The 17,349-nt window shown below is 40.8% G+C and carries 17 protein-coding genes and 1 tRNA gene; 8 read left to right on the plus strand and 10 right to left on the minus strand.

Translation table 11 applies throughout. The features are described from left to right. Positions 1-3 precede the first annotated feature (3 nt). Positions 4-1,005 carry an NAD(P)H-dependent glycerol-3-phosphate dehydrogenase gene (locus U1E44_RS00205; protein WP_323673826.1) on the minus strand — a complete coding sequence of 334 codons (1,002 nt, stop codon included), beginning with the start codon at positions 1,003-1,005 and terminating at the stop codon, positions 4-6. A gap of 275 nt (positions 1,006-1,280) precedes the next feature. Further along, entirely contained in the window at positions 1,281-2,129 is an 849-nt protein-coding gene (locus U1E44_RS00210) for a helix-turn-helix transcriptional regulator (RefSeq protein ID WP_322928837.1), read from the minus strand. Positions 2,130-2,416: 287 nt separating this feature from the next. On the opposite strand from U1E44_RS00210, the gene U1E44_RS00215 reads away from it, so the two are divergent. After that, positions 2,417-3,391: a phytanoyl-CoA dioxygenase family protein gene (locus U1E44_RS00215; RefSeq protein WP_322928838.1), complete on the plus strand. Its 975-nt coding sequence runs from the start codon at positions 2,417-2,419 to the stop codon at positions 3,389-3,391. A gap of 127 nt (positions 3,392-3,518) precedes the next feature. Next, positions 3,519-5,048 (plus strand): SulP family inorganic anion transporter, encoded by a 1,530-nt coding sequence (locus tag U1E44_RS00220; protein ID WP_322928839.1) that lies wholly within the window; start codon positions 3,519-3,521, stop codon positions 5,046-5,048. Positions 5,049-5,203: 155 nt separating this feature from the next. On the opposite strand, the gene U1E44_RS00225 is transcribed toward U1E44_RS00220, so the two are convergent. From U1E44_RS00225 to U1E44_RS00235, 3 genes are all read right to left on the minus strand, one after another. Then, positions 5,204-5,566, minus strand: coding sequence for a nuclear transport factor 2 family protein (locus U1E44_RS00225; RefSeq protein ID WP_322928841.1), 363 nt, complete (start codon positions 5,564-5,566; stop codon positions 5,204-5,206). Between the two features lie 144 nt (positions 5,567-5,710). Then, positions 5,711-6,382 carry a 16S rRNA (cytidine(1402)-2'-O)-methyltransferase gene (gene rsmI, locus U1E44_RS00230; protein ID WP_322928843.1) on the minus strand — a complete coding sequence of 224 codons (672 nt, stop codon included), beginning with the start codon at positions 6,380-6,382 and terminating at the stop codon, positions 5,711-5,713. 81 nt (positions 6,383-6,463) lie between these two features. After that, on the minus strand, positions 6,464-7,147 hold the full coding sequence (locus tag U1E44_RS00235; protein ID WP_322928845.1) for a hypothetical protein: 684 nt from the start codon (positions 7,145-7,147) through the stop codon (positions 6,464-6,466). Positions 7,148-7,349: 202 nt separating this feature from the next. Here U1E44_RS00235 and U1E44_RS00240 point away from each other — a divergent pair, with 202 nt between their 5' ends. From U1E44_RS00240 to U1E44_RS00260, 5 genes are all read left to right on the plus strand, one after another. Then, complete coding sequence (locus tag U1E44_RS00240) at positions 7,350-7,991, plus strand: thymidine kinase (RefSeq protein WP_322928846.1); 642 nt, start codon at positions 7,350-7,352, stop codon at positions 7,989-7,991. Beyond that, positions 7,984-9,093, plus strand: coding sequence for an alanine racemase (gene alr / locus U1E44_RS00245; RefSeq protein WP_322928847.1), 1,110 nt, complete (start codon positions 7,984-7,986; stop codon positions 9,091-9,093). Before U1E44_RS00240 ends, alr begins: the two co-directional genes overlap by 8 nt. Before the next feature lie 79 nt (positions 9,094-9,172). After that, positions 9,173-9,577 carry a large conductance mechanosensitive channel protein MscL gene (gene mscL, locus U1E44_RS00250; RefSeq protein WP_322928848.1) on the plus strand — a complete coding sequence of 135 codons (405 nt, stop codon included), beginning with the start codon at positions 9,173-9,175 and terminating at the stop codon, positions 9,575-9,577. Between the two features lie 522 nt (positions 9,578-10,099). Further along, positions 10,100-11,089 (plus strand): aspartate-semialdehyde dehydrogenase, encoded by a 990-nt coding sequence (locus U1E44_RS00255; protein WP_322928849.1) that lies wholly within the window; start codon positions 10,100-10,102, stop codon positions 11,087-11,089. Positions 11,090-11,806: 717 nt separating this feature from the next. After that, on the plus strand, positions 11,807-12,385 hold the full coding sequence (locus U1E44_RS00260; protein ID WP_322928850.1) for a PhnA domain-containing protein: 579 nt from the start codon (positions 11,807-11,809) through the stop codon (positions 12,383-12,385). Between the two features lie 176 nt (positions 12,386-12,561). On the opposite strand, the gene U1E44_RS00265 is transcribed toward U1E44_RS00260, so the two are convergent. Beyond that, the gene (locus U1E44_RS00265; protein ID WP_322928851.1) at positions 12,562-13,953 is read right to left on the minus strand and encodes a dipeptidase; all 1,392 of its coding nucleotides are present in this window, start codon (positions 13,951-13,953) and stop codon (positions 12,562-12,564) included. A 127-nt stretch (positions 13,954-14,080) separates the two neighbouring features. On the opposite strand from U1E44_RS00265, the gene U1E44_RS00270 reads away from it, so the two are divergent. Then, positions 14,081-14,162: transfer RNA gene (locus U1E44_RS00270), tRNA-Leu, on the plus strand. Positions 14,163-14,315: 153 nt separating this feature from the next. On the opposite strand, the gene U1E44_RS00275 is transcribed toward U1E44_RS00270, so the two are convergent. The 4 genes from U1E44_RS00275 to U1E44_RS00285 form a co-directional block, all read right to left on the minus strand. After that, positions 14,316-14,567, minus strand: a complete 252-nt coding sequence (locus tag U1E44_RS00275; protein ID WP_322928852.1) for a hypothetical protein — start codon at positions 14,565-14,567, stop codon at positions 14,316-14,318. 44 nt (positions 14,568-14,611) lie between these two features. Beyond that, the gene (locus tag U1E44_RS16740; protein ID WP_323673822.1) at positions 14,612-14,794 is read right to left on the minus strand and encodes a zinc ribbon domain-containing protein; all 183 of its coding nucleotides are present in this window, start codon (positions 14,792-14,794) and stop codon (positions 14,612-14,614) included. A gap of 502 nt (positions 14,795-15,296) precedes the next feature. Beyond that, positions 15,297-16,424, minus strand: coding sequence for a Gfo/Idh/MocA family protein (locus tag U1E44_RS00280; protein ID WP_322928854.1), 1,128 nt, complete (start codon positions 16,422-16,424; stop codon positions 15,297-15,299). Between the two features lie 11 nt (positions 16,425-16,435). Further along, positions 16,436-17,296, minus strand: coding sequence for a sugar phosphate isomerase/epimerase family protein (locus U1E44_RS00285; protein WP_322928855.1), 861 nt, complete (start codon positions 17,294-17,296; stop codon positions 16,436-16,438). Positions 17,297-17,349: the final 53 nt, after the last annotated feature.

Raw genomic sequence — 17,349 nt, forward strand, 5'->3', positions numbered from 1 at the left:
AATTTAATCCAGATGATCTGCCAATTCTTTAAAGGTGTATTTGGCACTTTTGCCTTCATATAAAATGCCGTAGACGGCATCCATAATGGGCGTACGAGACGGCTTTGTAAAGCCCCTATTCATAAGATACGCGCTTTTGGTGGCATAGTAGCCTTCGGCCACCATGCTCATTTCCATCATGGCGCTTTTTACCGTGTACCCTTTACCAATCATATTCCCAAACATTCTATTGCGACTAAATGTGGAATACCCTGTAACCAATAAATCGCCCAAATAAGCCGAATTGTTGATATTGCGCTTTATTTTGTGCACTTTTTTAATAAAGCGGTTCATTTCCCGAATCGCATTGCTCATGAGCACACTTTGAAAATTATCGCCATAACCCAATCCGTGCCCTATGCCCGCCGCAATGGCATAGATGTTTTTTAGCATTGCCGCATACTCCGTGCCTATAATATCGCCTGAAATCTTGGTTTTTATATAGTGGCTATTGAGATGTTTTGCTACCATTTTTGCTTTTTCCAAATCGGCACATGCAATGGTTAAATACGATAATCGTTCTAAGGCCACTTCTTCGGCATGGCATGGTCCTGTTATGACGCCGATGTTCTCCAAGGGAATATGGTATTTTGTATTGAAATGCTCACCGACAATCAAACCGGTTTCCGGTACGATTCCCTTAATGGCCGAGAATACAATTTTAGGAGCTAAAGGCACGGTAAGCTTTCCCAATTCGGCCTCCAAAAAAACGGAAGGAATGGCAAAAATCAATACATCGGCAGCAGCCACAGCGGTATTGATGTCATCGGTTAATTGCAACTGATTCAGATCAAATTCTACCGAACTCAAATAATGAGGATTATGCCTTTGGCTTTTCAGATGCGCTAATGCATCGGTGTTTCGCATATACCAAACAACCTTATCGCGGTTTTCGGTCAGCATTTTAACAATAGCCGTAGCCCAACTACCACCTCCCAAAACCGCAAAATTAAAAGATTTGCCCATCCTATAAATATCTTCCCTAAATAGTTCCGCGGTCAAAGGTACTTAAAATTACAAAGGAGATAAAAGTCCAATAATAGGCTTGGGAATCTCCACGGTACACATAGCGCTGTAATGTTAAATTATACCCAATTATAGCGCAACAGTGTCAGGAAGCCTCATTGTGCCCGACTAGTTGGGTATACAAAGTTTTTTGGTTGGTTATTTATTTAGAAACCGCTGCGAGCTCCTTACTCGTGGCGGTTTTTAGTTGTTACAGCTGGGCTTTGTGCACCCTTTTAGGGTCTCCAATGCTTTTGCCGAAACTCAGACGGATTTTCACCTGTTATTCTTTTAAAAGTACGATTAAAGTAAGAAAGACTTTCAAACCCGCATTCAAAACAGCTTTCGCTAACGTTTTTGCCTGTCATTAATAGTCGTTTTGCCTGACTGATGCGGTATTGGTTCAGGAAGGTTATAAAGGTATTGCCTGTTGTTCTCTTAAAATATCGGCAAAAGGCCTCTTTAGAGAGATAACAAAGGGAGGCCATTTCATCTACATCTATTTTCCGTTGGTACTGTGCGGCAATAAAAGCGTGTATGTTACGCAACCGCTCTTGTTCTCTTTGATTATAGGGATTCACAAACGGACTGTGATGCAGGACATGAAATTCCGAACTACCCGCCAAAAGTTGTAACATCTGAAGCACTTCTACAAATAAAGCCGATCCCGATAGCACATGCAGCCCTTTCATTAAATGGCCTACCCTTTTTTTAGTAGTACCGGAAAAGGCAAGACCGTGGGTAGCTTTTTTAAAAAGATCTTGTATCTTGGCAAGTTCCGGAATTTCAGGAATAATTTTATCCAAAAAGACGGGCTTTATATGGAGTACTTCTTTGCGGTAATTCGTTTGTACACCATAATCAAAATTAAGATGTGGTATATTGGGACCAATTAAGACCAAATCACTGTCCACATAGGTAGAAATATGGTCACCAACGTGCCGTGTAGCACTAGCACCTTCAATGTATACCAATTCTAGTTCCGGATGAAAATGCCAATAAAAGAGATGGTTTAATCGCGGATTATGTAATACACGAAAAACCCCCTCACTTGCAGGTCGTATGGTTTCTAATTGAATCTTCATCGCTACTTAAAAAAATGATAACCTCTACGATAGGTTTTGTTTTATTGTGGGAGGGGTAGCATCTGTCATTGCTATCTTTCCGAGGAAGTTCTCCGAAATAATGACCCCGGAATACTTTCTAAGCACGTCTTAAATTTAACTATACTGTATTAAAATTAGACTATTTTAAGCCAAATAATCAATAAAGTACAAATTGTAATCAATATTACGGTGGCACTAGTGACCAACGGAGACTACTTTTGATACCACAGGGCATGCACTAAATTAATTCTAAAAAAAACAAACTCATGGAAAATGCAAAATCAAAATTCGAAATGGCTAACAAGGCGCATGAGGCCATACCCGGAAATCCATCTACGGCGACCAGCAGTAAAAAACATTTAAACGATAGAAGCAATGGACAGCCGCTTCGGGTATTAAGTGAGGCCGACTGGGATTTTTGGAAACACAACGGGTATATTGTCATTAAAAATGCGGTGTCCAAAGCCCAAGTAAAGGCTACAGCCAATTTTTTATGGGAATTTGAGGAAAAAGATCCTCAGCACCCGGAGACTTGGTATGCTCCTGCACGAGCCGAGATGAAAATGAAAGAACTTACGGGCACCGGCATGGTAGAAGTGTATAACCATCAGCATTTGTGGAACAACAGACAAGTGCCAAAAGTGTACGATGCCTTTGTAGATATTTGGGGGACCGAAAATTTATGGGTCACTATAGACCGAGCCAATTTAAACTTTCCCATACAACCCGGGTATACCTATAAGGGTTTTATACATTGGGATTACGACCCCGAAACCAAACCGCAGAATGTACAGGGCGTTTTGGCATTGGCAGACCAAACCGATGAGAATATGGGTGGCTTTCAATGCATTCCATGGCTATATCGCAACTACGAAACATGGAAGCAAACCCAACCCAAAGACCGAGATCCATTTAAACCCGATGTGTCCGATTTACAAGATAAAATTGTAAAAGTACCCCTAGAGGCGGGCGATTTGCTGATCTTTAATAGCACGCAACCGCATGGCATACGCCCAAATAATTCCAAAGATAAAGTGCGTATGGCTCAGTATATTTCTATGATGCCCGCAGAGGAAGAGAATGAGACCTTACGAGAATGGCGTATAAATTCATGGAAAAATAGAATTGCTCCGGAGGGATATGCCTTTCCCGGAGACCCCAGAAATTGGGAACAAACAAAATACGATACCGCAAAACTCACCGAGCTTGGAGAGAAATTACTTGGGTTGAGAAATTGGTAGTAGTTTAGCGTGTGTTTTGAGTTTATCGCAAAATAACAGGGGGTTTCTGGGCTTAATTTGTAATAATAGAAATTAATTTTCCTAAAGCTTAATGCTGGAGTACTTTTGCACTTTCAAAAAAGGAAGGATGAAGAAGTACTTAAATTTATTTGATTTTTCACAAACCGTTAATTATAAAACCGAGGTCTTGTCGGGCATAACCGTGGCACTAGCACTTATTCCAGAGGCTATTGCCTTTGCGATGATTGCCGGTCTATCTCCCTTAACCGGTTTGTATGCTGCGTTTGTAATGGGACTGGTTACTGCTGTTTTGGGTGGCCGGCCGGGCATGATATCCGGCGCTACAGGCGCTATCGCCATTGTTATCGTTTCGTTAGCGAAATCGCATGGCGTAGAGTATATTTTTGCTACGGTAATATTGGCAGGTATCATTCAAATGGCAGCAGGGTTTCTGCGCTTGGGTAAATTGATGCGCTTAGTACCCCATCCCGTGATTTTTGGATTTGTAAATGGTCTTGCCGTAATTATTTTTATGTCGCAATTAGATCAGTTTAAGGACGCTTCCGGAAATTGGTTCACCGGAAATTACCTCTATATCTTACTCGGATTAGTATTCCTTACCATGCTCATCATTTGGGGGTTGCCAAAGCTAACAAAAGTAATACCTGCTTCTTTGGTTGCTATACTTACTGTTTTTGCAATGGTGACTGCCTTAGATATAGAAACAAGAACCATAGGAGATATTGCTTCTATAAAAGGTGGTTTTCCTCCCTTTCACATACCAAATATACCATGGTCTTTAGAAACGCTAAAACTTATAGTTCCTTATGCGGCTATTGTAGCCGGTGTGGGGTTGATAGAAAGCTTACTTACACTTAATATTATAGACGAAATTACAGAAACTCGGGGCCGCGGAAATAAAGAAGCTGTGGCTCAGGGTGCGGGCAATATTTTATCGGGTTTGTTTTCGGGCATGGGGGGTTGCGCCATGATAGGTCAGAGCTTAATAAACACTTCTAATGGGGCAAGGGCTCGGTTGTCCGGCATCGTTGCTGCCGTCTTGCTGTTAGTATTTGTGATGTTTGGTTCAGATCTTATTGAAAAATTACCCATGGCGGCACTTACCGGACTAATGATCATGGTCGCTATTGGCACCTTTGAGTGGGCTAGTTTGCGAACCTTCAAGCGCATGCCTAAATCCGATGTTTTGGTGATGGTATTGGTTACGCTGGTTACTGTCTTTTTACATAATCTGGCACTCGCCGTTTTAGTTGGTGTTATTATTGCAGCCTTGGTTTTTGCATGGGACAATGCCAAGCGTATTCGAGCACGAAAATCCATAGACGAAAATGGCGCAAAACACTATCAAATTTACGGCCCACTATTTTTTGGTTCTGTGGCTGCCTTCAACGAAAAGTTCGATGTGCTCAACGATCCCGATGCGGTAATTATCGATTTTAAAGAAAGTAGGGTAGTAGATATGTCGGCCATAGAGGCACTCAATAAAATGACAGAACGCTATCATAAAGTAGGGAAAAAAGTGCACCTGAAGCATTTGAGTAAAGATTGTAGGCAATTATTGCAAAATGCGGATGAGATTATAGACGTAAATGTAATGGAGGATCCCACCTACAAAGTACTAGCAGATAGGCTATAAGGTAGTCGATAGGGGTATTAATGTATCCCTCTGGTGGAAAATCCCTCGCCTTTAGGCGACGACTTTAGTTTAATTGCCATATAATGATTCTATTTAGACTAAAAAAAGGTTGTTCTCATAGAACAACCTTTAAGGGGTACACTGCAAATTTGCCGTTATTCTTGGGCGTTGTTGTAGTAAAATCTTTCGTGAATAATCTGATCGCCTTTCCAACGTTGCACAGCTACTTGTTCCATTTTGGCTCGGTACCCGTTTTTAAAGGTTACGTCCATGGTAGATTCTACAAAGGTAACCCCATCTTCTTCATTGGCGGCAATACTGTCAATAGTTAACGAATGAAATTCGGAGACCCCGTTTAAAAATTCTACTTCGTAGGCACGACATGCGACTTTTCCAACTCTTTCGCCTCTAGGTTCGGTCATTACCACATCTTCGGCATAGTACGTGTCAAAGGCTTCTAATAGCTTACCTTGTTGTAATTGATGGTAAATGTCTAATGCTTTTTCTTTATAACTCATAATTTATATTTTTAGATGACTAAATGTAGTTCATTTTTCTATACAATAATTGTATATACAACAATTTAACCATTTTTTAACCCAATTCAGGATTAGCACTTTAGCGTACCGAAAAGGATTGCGGTTTACGGATAGAAAAAGGGACTACTTTTTGCCGGCTACTACAATTACTATTTCTCCTTTGGGCGGTTTCTCTGTAAAATGTGCGACTAATGCGGCTAGGGTTCCCCTACGCGTTTCTTCGTACATTTTGCTGAGTTCGCGAGAAATGGAAGCAGGTCGGTCTGCACCAAAATAGCTCGTAAATTGCGTTAGGGTTTTAAGAAGTTTATGCGGTGATTCATAAAAAATTAGGGTTCGTGTTTCTTCGGCTAATTTTTCTAGCCTGGTTTTTCTTCCCTTTTTAACGGGTAAAAATCCTTCGAACACAAACTTGTCGCACGGAAATCCACTATTCACTAGGGCGGGTACAAATGCTGTGGCTCCCGGAAGACAATCCACGTGGATGTTATTTTCTATACAACTGCGACAAATTAAAAATCCGGGATCTGAAATGGCAGGGGTTCCGGCGTCGGAAATAAGAGCCACATCTGCGCCACTCCGAAGTTTTTTAATAATGCTGTCTACACTGCGGTGCTCGTTGTGCATATGGTGGCTTTGCATGGGTGTTGTAATGCCGTAATGATGCAGTAATTTACCGCTTGTACGGGTGTCTTCGGCCAAAATAAGCTGCACTTCTTTGAGTACTTTAAGCGCCCTTAGTGTAATATCTTCCAAATTCCCAATGGGCGTTGGAACAACAAATAATTTTCCCATGCTGTAAGCTAAGGTTTAAAAATAAGAAGTCGAAAATTGAAAAAAGAACGTTCTTCTTAAAATTTAAATACCCATTAGGTTTTATGAAAAGCGCCTTTCTATAAGTGCCATAAAGCGACTTTCGTATTCTTCTTTTCCTGCCCATTGATTGTAGTCGGGCTTAATCATATTTTCAACAAAGGCTACGGAGCGCTCCTGCGAGTCAATGGTGTTTAACTGCGATATAACGCGATTAAGATCCTCCGTACTGCCGTTGAATAAGTGTTTTACGAAAGCGATACGATCATTAAGATCTATTTTTATTTCTTTCCCGGGTTTTTCTACGGACCATTTAGAATACGAATCTGAAGTTTTAGCCCCGTTGTTGTCTGACACTACACTTTCTTTTTTGGTAAATTCGGGTTTTGCTTTAAATTCTGCAAAAATTTCATCTACCGGAATACTACCACTGTGCATTTCCTTAACCATATCTCTTATGGTCTCCATACCTGGAGTAATAATATCTTCCTCGTGCGGATTAGTTTCCGGCACAAGTTTGTTTTCATTGATTACTGCAGTAGCCATTTTTTCAAATTTGCTCGCAATCGCATTTTTGCTCACATCAACTTCCAAGTCATTGAGTTTTTCCTCAATATATTTTAAGACCGCTAACTTTTCATACAAGGCTTTTGCAGCATCGTAGAGTTCGCTAATTTCGTTCATGTTTCTGGAGGTAATGATATCAGTAGACATCCGTACCAATTCCTCTTTTAATTTTCTTTTCATGTGTTTATATCTTTTTTATTACATCGGTCACATGTAACTCGTCAATAATCATTCTTTTGTGTGTTATACTTTTTAGCATGACTTGTTTCATCAATTCTACCTTTTTATTTAACCTTTATACAAAAGGTGTACTATCTTTATTAATTTTATCCCTGTATTAATCAACAACGAAAAACAACTAACTTTCGTCTAAAATTACAAAATGTTTCTCGAAAATACGGTGAATCACAAAGAACAATTCGGATGGATCGAGGTCATCTGCGGATCCATGTTCTCTGGAAAGACCGAAGAGCTTATTCGCAGGTTGCGCCGCGCCCAATTTGCCAAACAAAAAGTAGAAATTTTTAAGCCCATCGTAGATACCCGGTATGATGATGATTTGGTGGTATCGCACGATGCCAATGAAATACGATCTACCCCGGTGCCCGCTGCTGCTAATATTCGTTTGCTGGCTGATGGTTGCGATGTGGTTGGCATTGATGAAGCTCAGTTTTTTGATGACGAAATTATTACAGTTTGTAATGATTTGGCCAACCGTGGCGTTCGTGTGGTGGTAGCCGGCCTTGATATGGATTTTAAAGGAAATCCGTTTGGTCCTATGCCGGCCTTAATGGCTACAGCAGAATACGTAACCAAGGTACATGCCATTTGCACACGTACCGGAAATTTAGCCCATTACAGTTTTAGAAAATCGAGCAATGAAAAATTAGTACTGCTCGGCGAAACCGAGGCCTATGAGCCCTTAAGCAGAGCGGCTTACTATAAAGCCATGTTACGCGAAAAAATAAATCAATTTCCTGTGGTGTCAGAAGAAGTGCTCCCCCAAAAGAAAGCGAATGGCTAAAACTTCAGAAACTACCTTGGAAATACACCTAGGAGCATTGGCGCATAATTATCATTATTTAAGAGGTAAATTAGATTCTAAAACCAAGTTCTTAGGCGTGGTCAAGGCTTTTGCATACGGCAGTGATGCCGCTAAGATTGCCCTTAAACTCACTCAATTAGGTGTAGATTACCTTGCAGTGGCCTATGCCGATGAAGGTGTGGCATTGCGCAAGGCGGGCATAGAAACGCCTATTTTGGTGCTACACCCGCTGCCTACAAATTTTCAACTGCTTATAGACTACCGGTTAGAACCCAGCATCTATTCCTTAAAAATGTTATCCGCTTTTAAACAGCTAGCAATTTCGAATACCCTGAAGCAATACCCTGTGCATCTAAAATGGAATACGGGACTTAATCGGCTTGGTTTTGAGGCGAATCAAATAGATGAGGTACTGCGCTGTATAAAAGATGTGGCCGAAGTAAAAATTGCTTCGGTTTTATCGCATTTGGCTGCATCCGAAGATCTAAACGAAAGGGAGTTTACAGCAAGGCAATTACGAATATTTAAAGAAATAGCAACTAAAGTAGATCGGTTTCTGGGATACCATCCCCTTTGGCATGTACTGAATACCTCCGGCATTATAAACTATCCCGAGGCACAATTTGACATGGTTAGGAGCGGTATTGGATTATACGGATTTGGCAATGAAAAACCAATAGATGAACAATTGCAGCCCGTAGCTACCTTAAAAACAGTAATTTCCCAAATACATCATATAAAGGCTCATGAGACCGTAGGGTACAATCGGGCTTTTAGAACCGATACGCCTAGAAAAACCGCAACGTTACCTCTAGGCCATGCCGACGGAATTGGCCGAATTTACGGCAAGGGTAACGCTTACGTGGCCATACATGGGCAACCAGCCCCCATTATTGGCAATGTATGCATGGATATGATTATGGTAGATGTCACCGACATCGATTGTAACGAAGGAGACGAAGTGATTGTGTTTGGAACATACCCCACCGCCGAACAATTTGCTGCCGGGGGTAATACCATTGCCTATGAGTTGCTTACAGGCATTTCACAACGGGTAAAAAGAATTTTTATAGACAACTGAGGATAGCATAATTCAACCTAAAATAAATGTATTTTTTTATTACATTGCACTTCCAATTAATCTATTAAAACACAAAATCATGCTCAAAGAATTTAAGAATTTTATTATGACTGGCAATGTCATTGAATTTGCCGTCGCGGTTATCATGGCCGGTGCCGTAGGTGCCGTAGTCAATGGATTTGTATCAGACATTATGATGCCTATTGTAGGTACACTTACAGGTGGCACTGATTTTTCTAACCTTAAATTTGTACTCACAGCCGCCTCCGGCGTAGAGGGCGAAGCGGGTTTCATTGCAGAGAATGCCATTCGCTGGGGAGCATGGGTTAATACCATTGTAAACCTTATTATTGTGGGGTTTGTAATGTTTGTTATTATCAAGGCATATAATAAAACCAAGCCGGCTCCGGAACCAGCGGCTCCAGCCGGACCCTCTCAGGAAGACTTATTGGCCGAAATTCGGGATCTCCTTAAAAAGAAATAACACCTCGGTTATAGGTCAGGGTCAAGAGCATTTAATTACCTTTCTGGCAGACAAATATTTTGGAAACGGCATAGTACTTTCTATGCCGTTTTTTGTAGAAATTATTTTACGCAATACACGAGATGTAAATTCTTCCACGCTTTCCTGATCTTATGATGTACGGACGGATACGCAGGCCTGGAAAGGTAATGTAAGGCGTTCTTTTAAGATCTCGTGGGACCTTAAACAGTTTAAAATGTTACAAAAATAACATTTTGTTATATTTTAATTATTCTTTAGATTGCTATTTGCAGACTTGTGCGTTTGCGCTACCTTTGCCGTCATTTTAAAAAGGTTTGGGTAGCGGTCTTGCAATAAGGATATATCCAAAATAGTATAAAAGGAATGATACGATCTGTGTGTTGGTCTTTCGTAGTTTAGGCCTTACGCCATGGTGGTAGTACCGATGCTAGAGGAACGGGAAATATGCTATGGACACAGTTACGGTATTTGTTACATCGAATAAAAGTTAAAGTATAACATATGAAAGTAGCAGTAGTAGGAGCCACAGGAATGGTTGGTGAGGTCATGTTAAAGGTATTGGCCGAACGGAATTTTCCCATAACAGAATTGATTTTGGTAGCTTCGGAACGTTCTGTAGGAAAAAAAGTGATGTTTAATGGCGTAGCACATACCGTAATTGGACTGGAAAGTGCAGTTAATGCCAAACCGGATCTTGCTATCTTTTCAGCAGGGGGCGATACCTCATTGGAATGGGCACCTAAATTTGCAGCAGTGGGCACCACGGTAGTAGACAACTCTTCAGCATGGCGCATGGATCCTACCAAAAAATTAATCGTTCCCGAAATAAATGCCTCAGAACTTACTGCTGCCGATAAGATCATTGCCAACCCTAATTGTTCTACCATACAATTGGTTATGGTGTTGTATCCCTTGCACTTAAAATACAAAATGAAAAGGGTAGTGGTTTCTACCTATCAATCCGTATCCGGGACCGGGCTCAAGGCGGTAAAGCAACTTGAAAATGAAATGGCCGGCGTAAGCGGAGAAATGGCGTATCCGTACCCCATCAACAGAAATGCCTTACCGCATTGCGATGTGTTTTTAGAGAACGGCTACACTAAAGAAGAAATGAAACTGGCTAGAGAACCTCAAAAAATACTAAACGACAGAAGCTTTTCTATTACCGCTACAGCAGTGAGGATACCCACTTCGGGAGGGCATTCAGAATCCGTAAACGTGGCTTTTGAAAATGATTTTGAACTGTCTGAGGTGCGTAAAATTTTAAGTGAAACACCGGGTGTAATTGTTCAGGACAATACAGATACCAATACCTATCCTATGCCCATTTATGCGCACGACAAGGATGATGTGTTTGTGGGTCGTATCCGAAGAGACGAGACTCAAAGACACACCTTAAACTTATGGATTGTGGCAGACAACCTGAGAAAGGGGGCCGCAACAAACGCCGTCCAAATTGCAGAATATTTGGTGGCAAAAAATTTAGTTTAGGCGCAGTATCCCTTGCAACCGTTTTGGTAAAGCGAAGAAATACCATCGCCACATTGGAGATGGTTTTTTTATGCGGATGATCAATTTGGTTTGTTTATTTCGATTTCATGTCGCTTCAATCTAAAGATTCCCCGACCCTTGGGTGGGGGTTTCCTATTTACCTCTCCTTTGGAGAGGTCGGAACTGCCTTTTTGCAGTTCCGGGTGAGGTAAAATACAAAATTTCGGATTTTGGCCCAAAGGCCAAAATGAAACTGGCGAAATAACCCTATGGCTTGCCTCGGGGATAGTCAGTTTCAAGAAATTTTTTATTGTGCTTTAAAGACCTTAGGGTCATCTAGAGCAGGTAGTTTTAGCCCTAGTATAACACCGATTTTGTGTAAATACTTATGGATAAAACGCTTTGTGCATTTTGATTGTTTAGTGCTTGTTTGATACAAAATCTTCATTATTTGCCTCGATCCTGAAGGAAGTAATGAAGATTTCTTGGATGTATCCTTCAGACTGCGGCAAAAATTGAAGAAATCAAGTCAAAATGAACATCGGGTTGATAAAGTGCATGAAGGAAGAGGAAAATAGGCGCCTCTATAGAAACAGAGGATATTGCAACACAACAAAGGATTTGGATACTTTTTTAAAAAATGTTGATTTTGTAAAGTGACAACCCCTCTTTATAGGAGAAAGTAGTACGTTTGCAACTTAAAAAAATATAGATAGGATGAAGGTACAAGAAGCGTTGATGGCCAGAAGCGGAGGAGCCTGCGAATTATGTAATTCAACATTGAATTTAGGTGTTTTTGAAGTGGCTCACGCGCCAACATCCGGAGTAGATGGATCCATATTTGTATGCGAAACCTGTATGGGCCAAATTGAAAATCCTGAAACGGTAGATGTAAATCATTGGCGGTGTTTAAACGATAGCATGTGGAGCGAACATGATGCCGTTAAGGTGGCGGTATGGCGAATGTTGCATCGCTTAAAAACGGAAAGCTGGCCACAAGACCTATTAGATATGATGTATTTGGAAGACAGTGTGTTGCTATGGGCCAAAGCGAGTGGGGTGGGATTGACCGATAGCGAACGCATAGTACATAGAGACGCCAATGGCGTGATCCTAGAAAACGGAGATTCCGTGGTGCTGATAAAGGATTTAAAAGTTAAAGGATCCAGTATGGTAGCCAAACAGGGAACGGCCGTGAGGAAGATTTCTTTGGATCGCGAAAATGCCGAGTATATTGAAGGTAGGGTAGATGGGCAACAAATAGTGATTATTACAAAATTTGTAAAGAAACTATAACGCACATTAAGAAAAAGGTTTATGCTTCAAACGTCTTGAATGATCTACCCGGTTTTTGCCTCACTTTTTTTGTTGGTACTATGGGTTTTATTATTTTTACCATTCAACATTCAACATTCAGCATTAATCATTTACCATTAATAAATCACCATCAACGATCAACCGTCAACCATCAACTATTTCAAACTCATCGCTGTAAAATACTGATAAAAATAAGGGATGGTTTCAATGCCCTTAAGGTAATTCCAAATACCAAAATGCTCATTAGGAGAGTGGATGGCATCACTATCTAGCCCAAACCCCATTAAAATAGTTTTACTGTCCAGTTCCTTTTCAAAAAGGGAAACGATAGGGATGCTTCCGCCACTGCGCTGCGGAATCGGTTTTTTTCCAAAAGTGGTTTCATAAGCTTTCGCCGCAGCTTTGTATCCGATGGTATCAATTGGAGTTACGTACGCCTGACCCCCATGGTGTGGGGTAACTTTTACTTTTACCCCCTTGGGAGCGATGCTTTCAAAATACGTTTTAAAAAGTTGGGTAATTTCTTCCCAATGCTGATGCGGCACCAGTCGCATCGAAATTTTAGCGTAGGCCTTACTTGGAATTACCGTTTTTGCACCTTCTCCGGTGTAGCCTCCCCAAATACCATTTACGTCTAAGGTGGGGCGAATGCTGTTGCGTTCGTTGGTGGTATAGCCTTTTTCGCCATATACCGCATCAATATGAACCGCATTTTGGTATTCTTGTAGGTCAAATGGGGCTTCGGCCATTTTAGAACGTTCTTCGGGGCTTAGCTCTGCTACCTTATCATAAAATCCCGGAATAGTTATATGGTTATTTTCGTCATGAAGGCTGGCAATCATTTTGGTAAGTACATTAATAGGATTGGCTACGGCACCCCCATACAATCCGGAATGCAAATCGCGGTTTGGGCCTGTAACTTCTACCTCCACATAGCTTAACCCTCTTAGCCCGGTAGTAATAGACGGTACGTTTTTGGCGATCATTCCTGTGTCGGAAATCAGGATAATATCATTTGCCAGTTTCTGTTTATTTTCAATAACAAAGGCAGCGAGGCTTTTGCTGCCCACTTCTTCTTCGCCTTCAATCATAAATTTAACATTGCATGGCAATTGATGGGTACGCACCATGAATTCTAATGCCTTTACATGCATGTACATTTGCCCTTTATCATCACATGCGCCACGGGCATAAATAGCCCCTTCAGGGTGCAATGGCGTTTGTTGAATGATGGGTTCAAAGGGAGGCGAATTCCAAAGATGAACCGGATCCGGGGGTTGTACATCATAATGCCCGTACACTAAAATAGTGGGTAGTTGGGAATCAATGAGTTTCTCACCATACACAATAGGGTATCCTTGGGTTTCGCATATTTCAACCAGATCGCAGCCACTATTTAGTAGCGATGCTTTAACAGCCTGTGCGGTATTAAGCACATCTTGCGTATACGCAGGATCGGCACTAACCGAAGGTATTTTCAGTAGGGTTACAAGTTCTTCAATGAATCGGTCTTTGTGTTCGTTTACGTAATCGATACTTTTTTGCATAGAAACTAAATTGGTAGAGGACTTAAATTTACAAAATCAACTTTTTATTATTGAAGTATTCCGGAATTGAATTTTTGCGCTATATTTGCAACCCGAAATGTGCCGGAGTGGTGCCTTTGGGACTTTTGCAGGCGTGATGGAATTGGTAGACATGCTAGACTTAGGATCTAGTGCCGCAAGGTGTGAGAGTTCGAGTCTCTCCGCCTGTACGAGTAAAAACCGTAATTACTTATTAATTAAGTTTTTACGGTTTTTTGTTTTGTTTATTTGTACGATTAATGTTCGGTGGAGGTTTTATTAAATAAAAAGGGGGAAAGAAATGTCTTTATCTTTCCCCCTTGCAGTCAAACCTAAAAAATAATCTAATAATCCATAATCCTGCGATAGTTAACCATTATACAGTACTGCTTAATTTCGTCATCTAAACGGATTTCTAATAAGCTTGTAACATTTGATATTTCTTTTTTTTCGTAAGTACTTAAAAATCCTTCCTTTTCAGCGGTGAAAAATGTCGTTTCCATTTCTTTGGCTAGCTTCAGGGCTTTCTTTTGCTTTTCGTTTTTGGTGTAATACGAGTTTGCCTCTATTATTTTATGTCTTTCGGCATCCGGCAAATCAAAAGATAGCCCCTTTAGTTGACCATTACTGCCTAAATAAATTATTGCTCTATATTCCTAGCCTCAAAAGAAATCAATTCAATGTCTTCAAAACATAGGGACACCTCGATAGGGTTGCAACATGTTTCGCAATCTTCAATATAAGTTTGCTTGTGAATGGAAGGATCTAATAACATCGATATATTTTCCCAGCAGTAAGGGCATTGAAAAAAATATTCGTACATAAGGAATCCGGTGTTTGCTTGTTTATTTAACAGCTTTAATAATATTGAAGTAAAAATGGAACAGCCCTTAGCAAATTTAAGACTATTTTTTTACGGATACTTCGATGATTTTTTAGCATGCCAATCTGAAATGCTACCGCATAGTTGGATGAAACTAGTTACAATGAAAAAAGAAGCGTACTCCGTAGCCTTCCTAACCATACCAATTAATTTTAAATCTACGTATGCGCTGGCTCCTCAAACTTCGAACCTTTCCCTAGAAGTGATACGTTGATGATAATTCTAGGATGTGAAACCTAAATCAAAAATATTTTTATGAATATCATCACACTGCATGCTACGACAAGACAAACTTCGAAGAACAAAAATCTAAACGCAAAATACAATTTTCACCCCCAATCGCCTTACTATTCCGAAAGGTTACAAGGGTGTCCAGCTAATGTATCCCAAATCTTTGGTTATGATGTTTTTAAAATCCGCCACAGCTATAGGGCGGGTTTGTTTATCCCTCAAACGTAAACTCCGGCAATCGCATTAATGCACCTCCATTTAAAGCAGATTCGTGCGCCAAAATACCCACACACGTAATGTTAGCCGATTGTTTCGCATTTGGGTATGGTGCTTTTTTCTGCAGTAAAGCATTTACAAATTCGTGCACCAAATGGGGATGAGAGCCACCATGCCCTGCACCTTGGGTAAACGATAAGTGCTCGTGCTCATCGTCGTATACACCTTGGGTGGTAAAATGTTGTATTTCCTTGGGCAAAAGTTTTGCAAAATCGGGGCTTTCTACTTCTTCGGGAATTTCAGGTTCCGGTTTTTTCGCAGTGTGTACCACTAGGGTTTGTCCTTCAATAAGGGGCCATTCTACGGACTTTATAGAACCATAAACCTCAAAACTTTCTCTATATTGGCGTGCTACATCAAAAAGAGAACGATATACTTGCGCACTTAAATCTGAATTTCGAAACTTAATGTGCGTTGTTTCTACCGCATAAGGCGAATTGTAATGTGCAATTAATTCTTCCCGTATAGTGCCGGAGCCAAAACACGACACATATTCTGCTTCTCCGCGGGTAAGTGCTAGTACAGGGCCTACACAATGTGTGGCGTAGTGCATGGGGGGCAAACCGGGCCAATAATTAGGCCAACCGTCCATGTCTTGTTGGTGACTAGCCTTTAGAAATTGTATTTTGCCAAGTTCTCCAGTTTCATATAACTCTTTCATAAAGAGAAATTCGCGCGCATACACTACAGTTTCCATCATCATATAGGTGAGTCCCGTTTCTTGAGTTAATCGTACAATTTCTTCACATTCGGCTACTGTGGTTGCCATGGGTACCGTGCAGGCTACGTGTTTTCCTGCTTTTAAGGCTTTTATAGATTGAATGCCATGATCCGGAATAGGGGTGTTGATATGTACCGCATCAATATCGGGATCTTTTAATAGTTCATCATAGGAGGTATAGCGTTTGGCAATACCAAAAGCGTCGCCCAATTCATTTAATTTTTGTTCGTTTCGCTGGGATATGGCCACCAAGTTAGCATGGGGATGTTTTTGATAAATCGGAATAAATTCTGCCCCAAATCCAAGGCCTACAATCGCCACATTAATTTTTCTAGTACTCATTTTTGTATGCTTTAGCTATTAAATGTTTGTTTTAAAAATTGAAGTCCGTCTGTAGCAAACGCATCCTGATTAGGAGCCAAATTTTTCCAAATACAGACGGCTGCTGCCAACTCTTTAATTTCCGGGGTAAAGCTTTCTATAACTATAGCACCCTGATAATGAATCTCAGCCAAACCCTCTTTAAAATCATTCCAAGGTGTGAGTCCGGTACCCGGAACACCTCTGTGATTTTCAGAAACTTGTACGTGAAGTAGTTTGTTTCCCACGGTTTTTATGGCTTCTTTAATGTTCTTTTCTTCGATAGTCATGTGAAAACCATCTAATAATACTTTCGCCTCTTTTTGATTAATATCGGTTACTAAGCGCATTACATCTTCAGCGGTATTCACCAAATCGGATTCAAATCTATTGAGCGGTTCTAAGGCAATTTCTAAGCCATACCTACCTGCCATTTTACAGACTGCTGTAAGGTTTGTTACGGCGCTGTCCCATTCTCTTTTCTTCTGTTCCGATGAAACCAATCGCGCTTTTCCTACGGCAGAATACATAGGACCTGCTAAAAAACCACCGCCCAAAATAGTGCAGAGTTGAAAACACTGTTCTATATAATTAAAACAGTGTTGATGCACCGCCCTATCTTCATGTGTAAAATCTTTGGTGGGGCCAAAAGCACCACAAACTACTACCCCTAAGTCGTTCGCTTCCAAGGCTTTTTTAACCAATTCGCCATCAATAAGCGAAGGGTCTTCGACCGGAATTTCGACCAAATCATATCCCATTGCTTTTATTTTTGGAAATAGGGCCACCGATTGGGAGGTAAAAGGCGATTCCCAAAGCCAAGTACTTACGCCAAATTTTGTTGTTGTATTCATTGTTTTAATGCCTTTTTTGCACGCTACTTGCGTTTTGTTTTGAAATAAAAACG

Source organism: Aurantibrevibacter litoralis (assembly GCF_034651555.1).
GTDB lineage: Bacteria > Bacteroidota > Bacteroidia > Flavobacteriales > Flavobacteriaceae > Aurantibrevibacter > Aurantibrevibacter litoralis.

Bases quoted from the DNA above. Each gene is read 5' to 3' on its own strand.
- U1E44_RS00265 (WP_322928851.1), bottom strand. From the start codon at position 13,953: ATGCAAAAAAGTATCGATTACGTAAACGAACACAAAGACCGATTCATT.
- U1E44_RS00205 (WP_323673826.1), bottom strand. From the start codon at position 1,005: ATGGGCAAATCTTTTAATTTTGCGGTTTTGGGAGGTGGTAGTTGGGCT.
- U1E44_RS00280 (WP_322928854.1), bottom strand. From the start codon at position 16,424: ATGAGTACTAGAAAAATTAATGTGGCGATTGTAGGCCTTGGATTTGGG.
- rsmI (WP_322928843.1), bottom strand. From the start codon at position 6,382: ATGGGAAAATTATTTGTTGTTCCAACGCCCATTGGGAATTTGGAAGAT.
- U1E44_RS00210 (WP_322928837.1), bottom strand. From the start codon at position 2,129: ATGAAGATTCAATTAGAAACCATACGACCTGCAAGTGAGGGGGTTTTT.
- U1E44_RS00235 (WP_322928845.1), bottom strand. From the start codon at position 7,147: ATGAAAAGAAAATTAAAAGAGGAATTGGTACGGATGTCTACTGATATC.
- mscL (WP_322928848.1), top strand. From the start codon at position 9,173: ATGCTCAAAGAATTTAAGAATTTTATTATGACTGGCAATGTCATTGAA.
- U1E44_RS00285 (WP_322928855.1), bottom strand. From the start codon at position 17,296: ATGAATACAACAACAAAATTTGGCGTAAGTACTTGGCTTTGGGAATCG.
- U1E44_RS00260 (WP_322928850.1), top strand. From the start codon at position 11,807: ATGAAGGTACAAGAAGCGTTGATGGCCAGAAGCGGAGGAGCCTGCGAA.
- U1E44_RS00215 (WP_322928838.1), top strand. From the start codon at position 2,417: ATGGAAAATGCAAAATCAAAATTCGAAATGGCTAACAAGGCGCATGAG.
- U1E44_RS00240 (WP_322928846.1), top strand. From the start codon at position 7,350: ATGTTTCTCGAAAATACGGTGAATCACAAAGAACAATTCGGATGGATC.
- U1E44_RS00255 (WP_322928849.1), top strand. From the start codon at position 10,100: ATGAAAGTAGCAGTAGTAGGAGCCACAGGAATGGTTGGTGAGGTCATG.
- U1E44_RS00225 (WP_322928841.1), bottom strand. From the start codon at position 5,566: ATGAGTTATAAAGAAAAAGCATTAGACATTTACCATCAATTACAACAA.
- U1E44_RS16740 (WP_323673822.1), bottom strand. From the start codon at position 14,794: ATGTACGAATATTTTTTTCAATGCCCTTACTGCTGGGAAAATATATCG.
- alr (WP_322928847.1), top strand. From the start codon at position 7,984: ATGGCTAAAACTTCAGAAACTACCTTGGAAATACACCTAGGAGCATTG.
- U1E44_RS00220 (WP_322928839.1), top strand. From the start codon at position 3,519: ATGAAGAAGTACTTAAATTTATTTGATTTTTCACAAACCGTTAATTAT.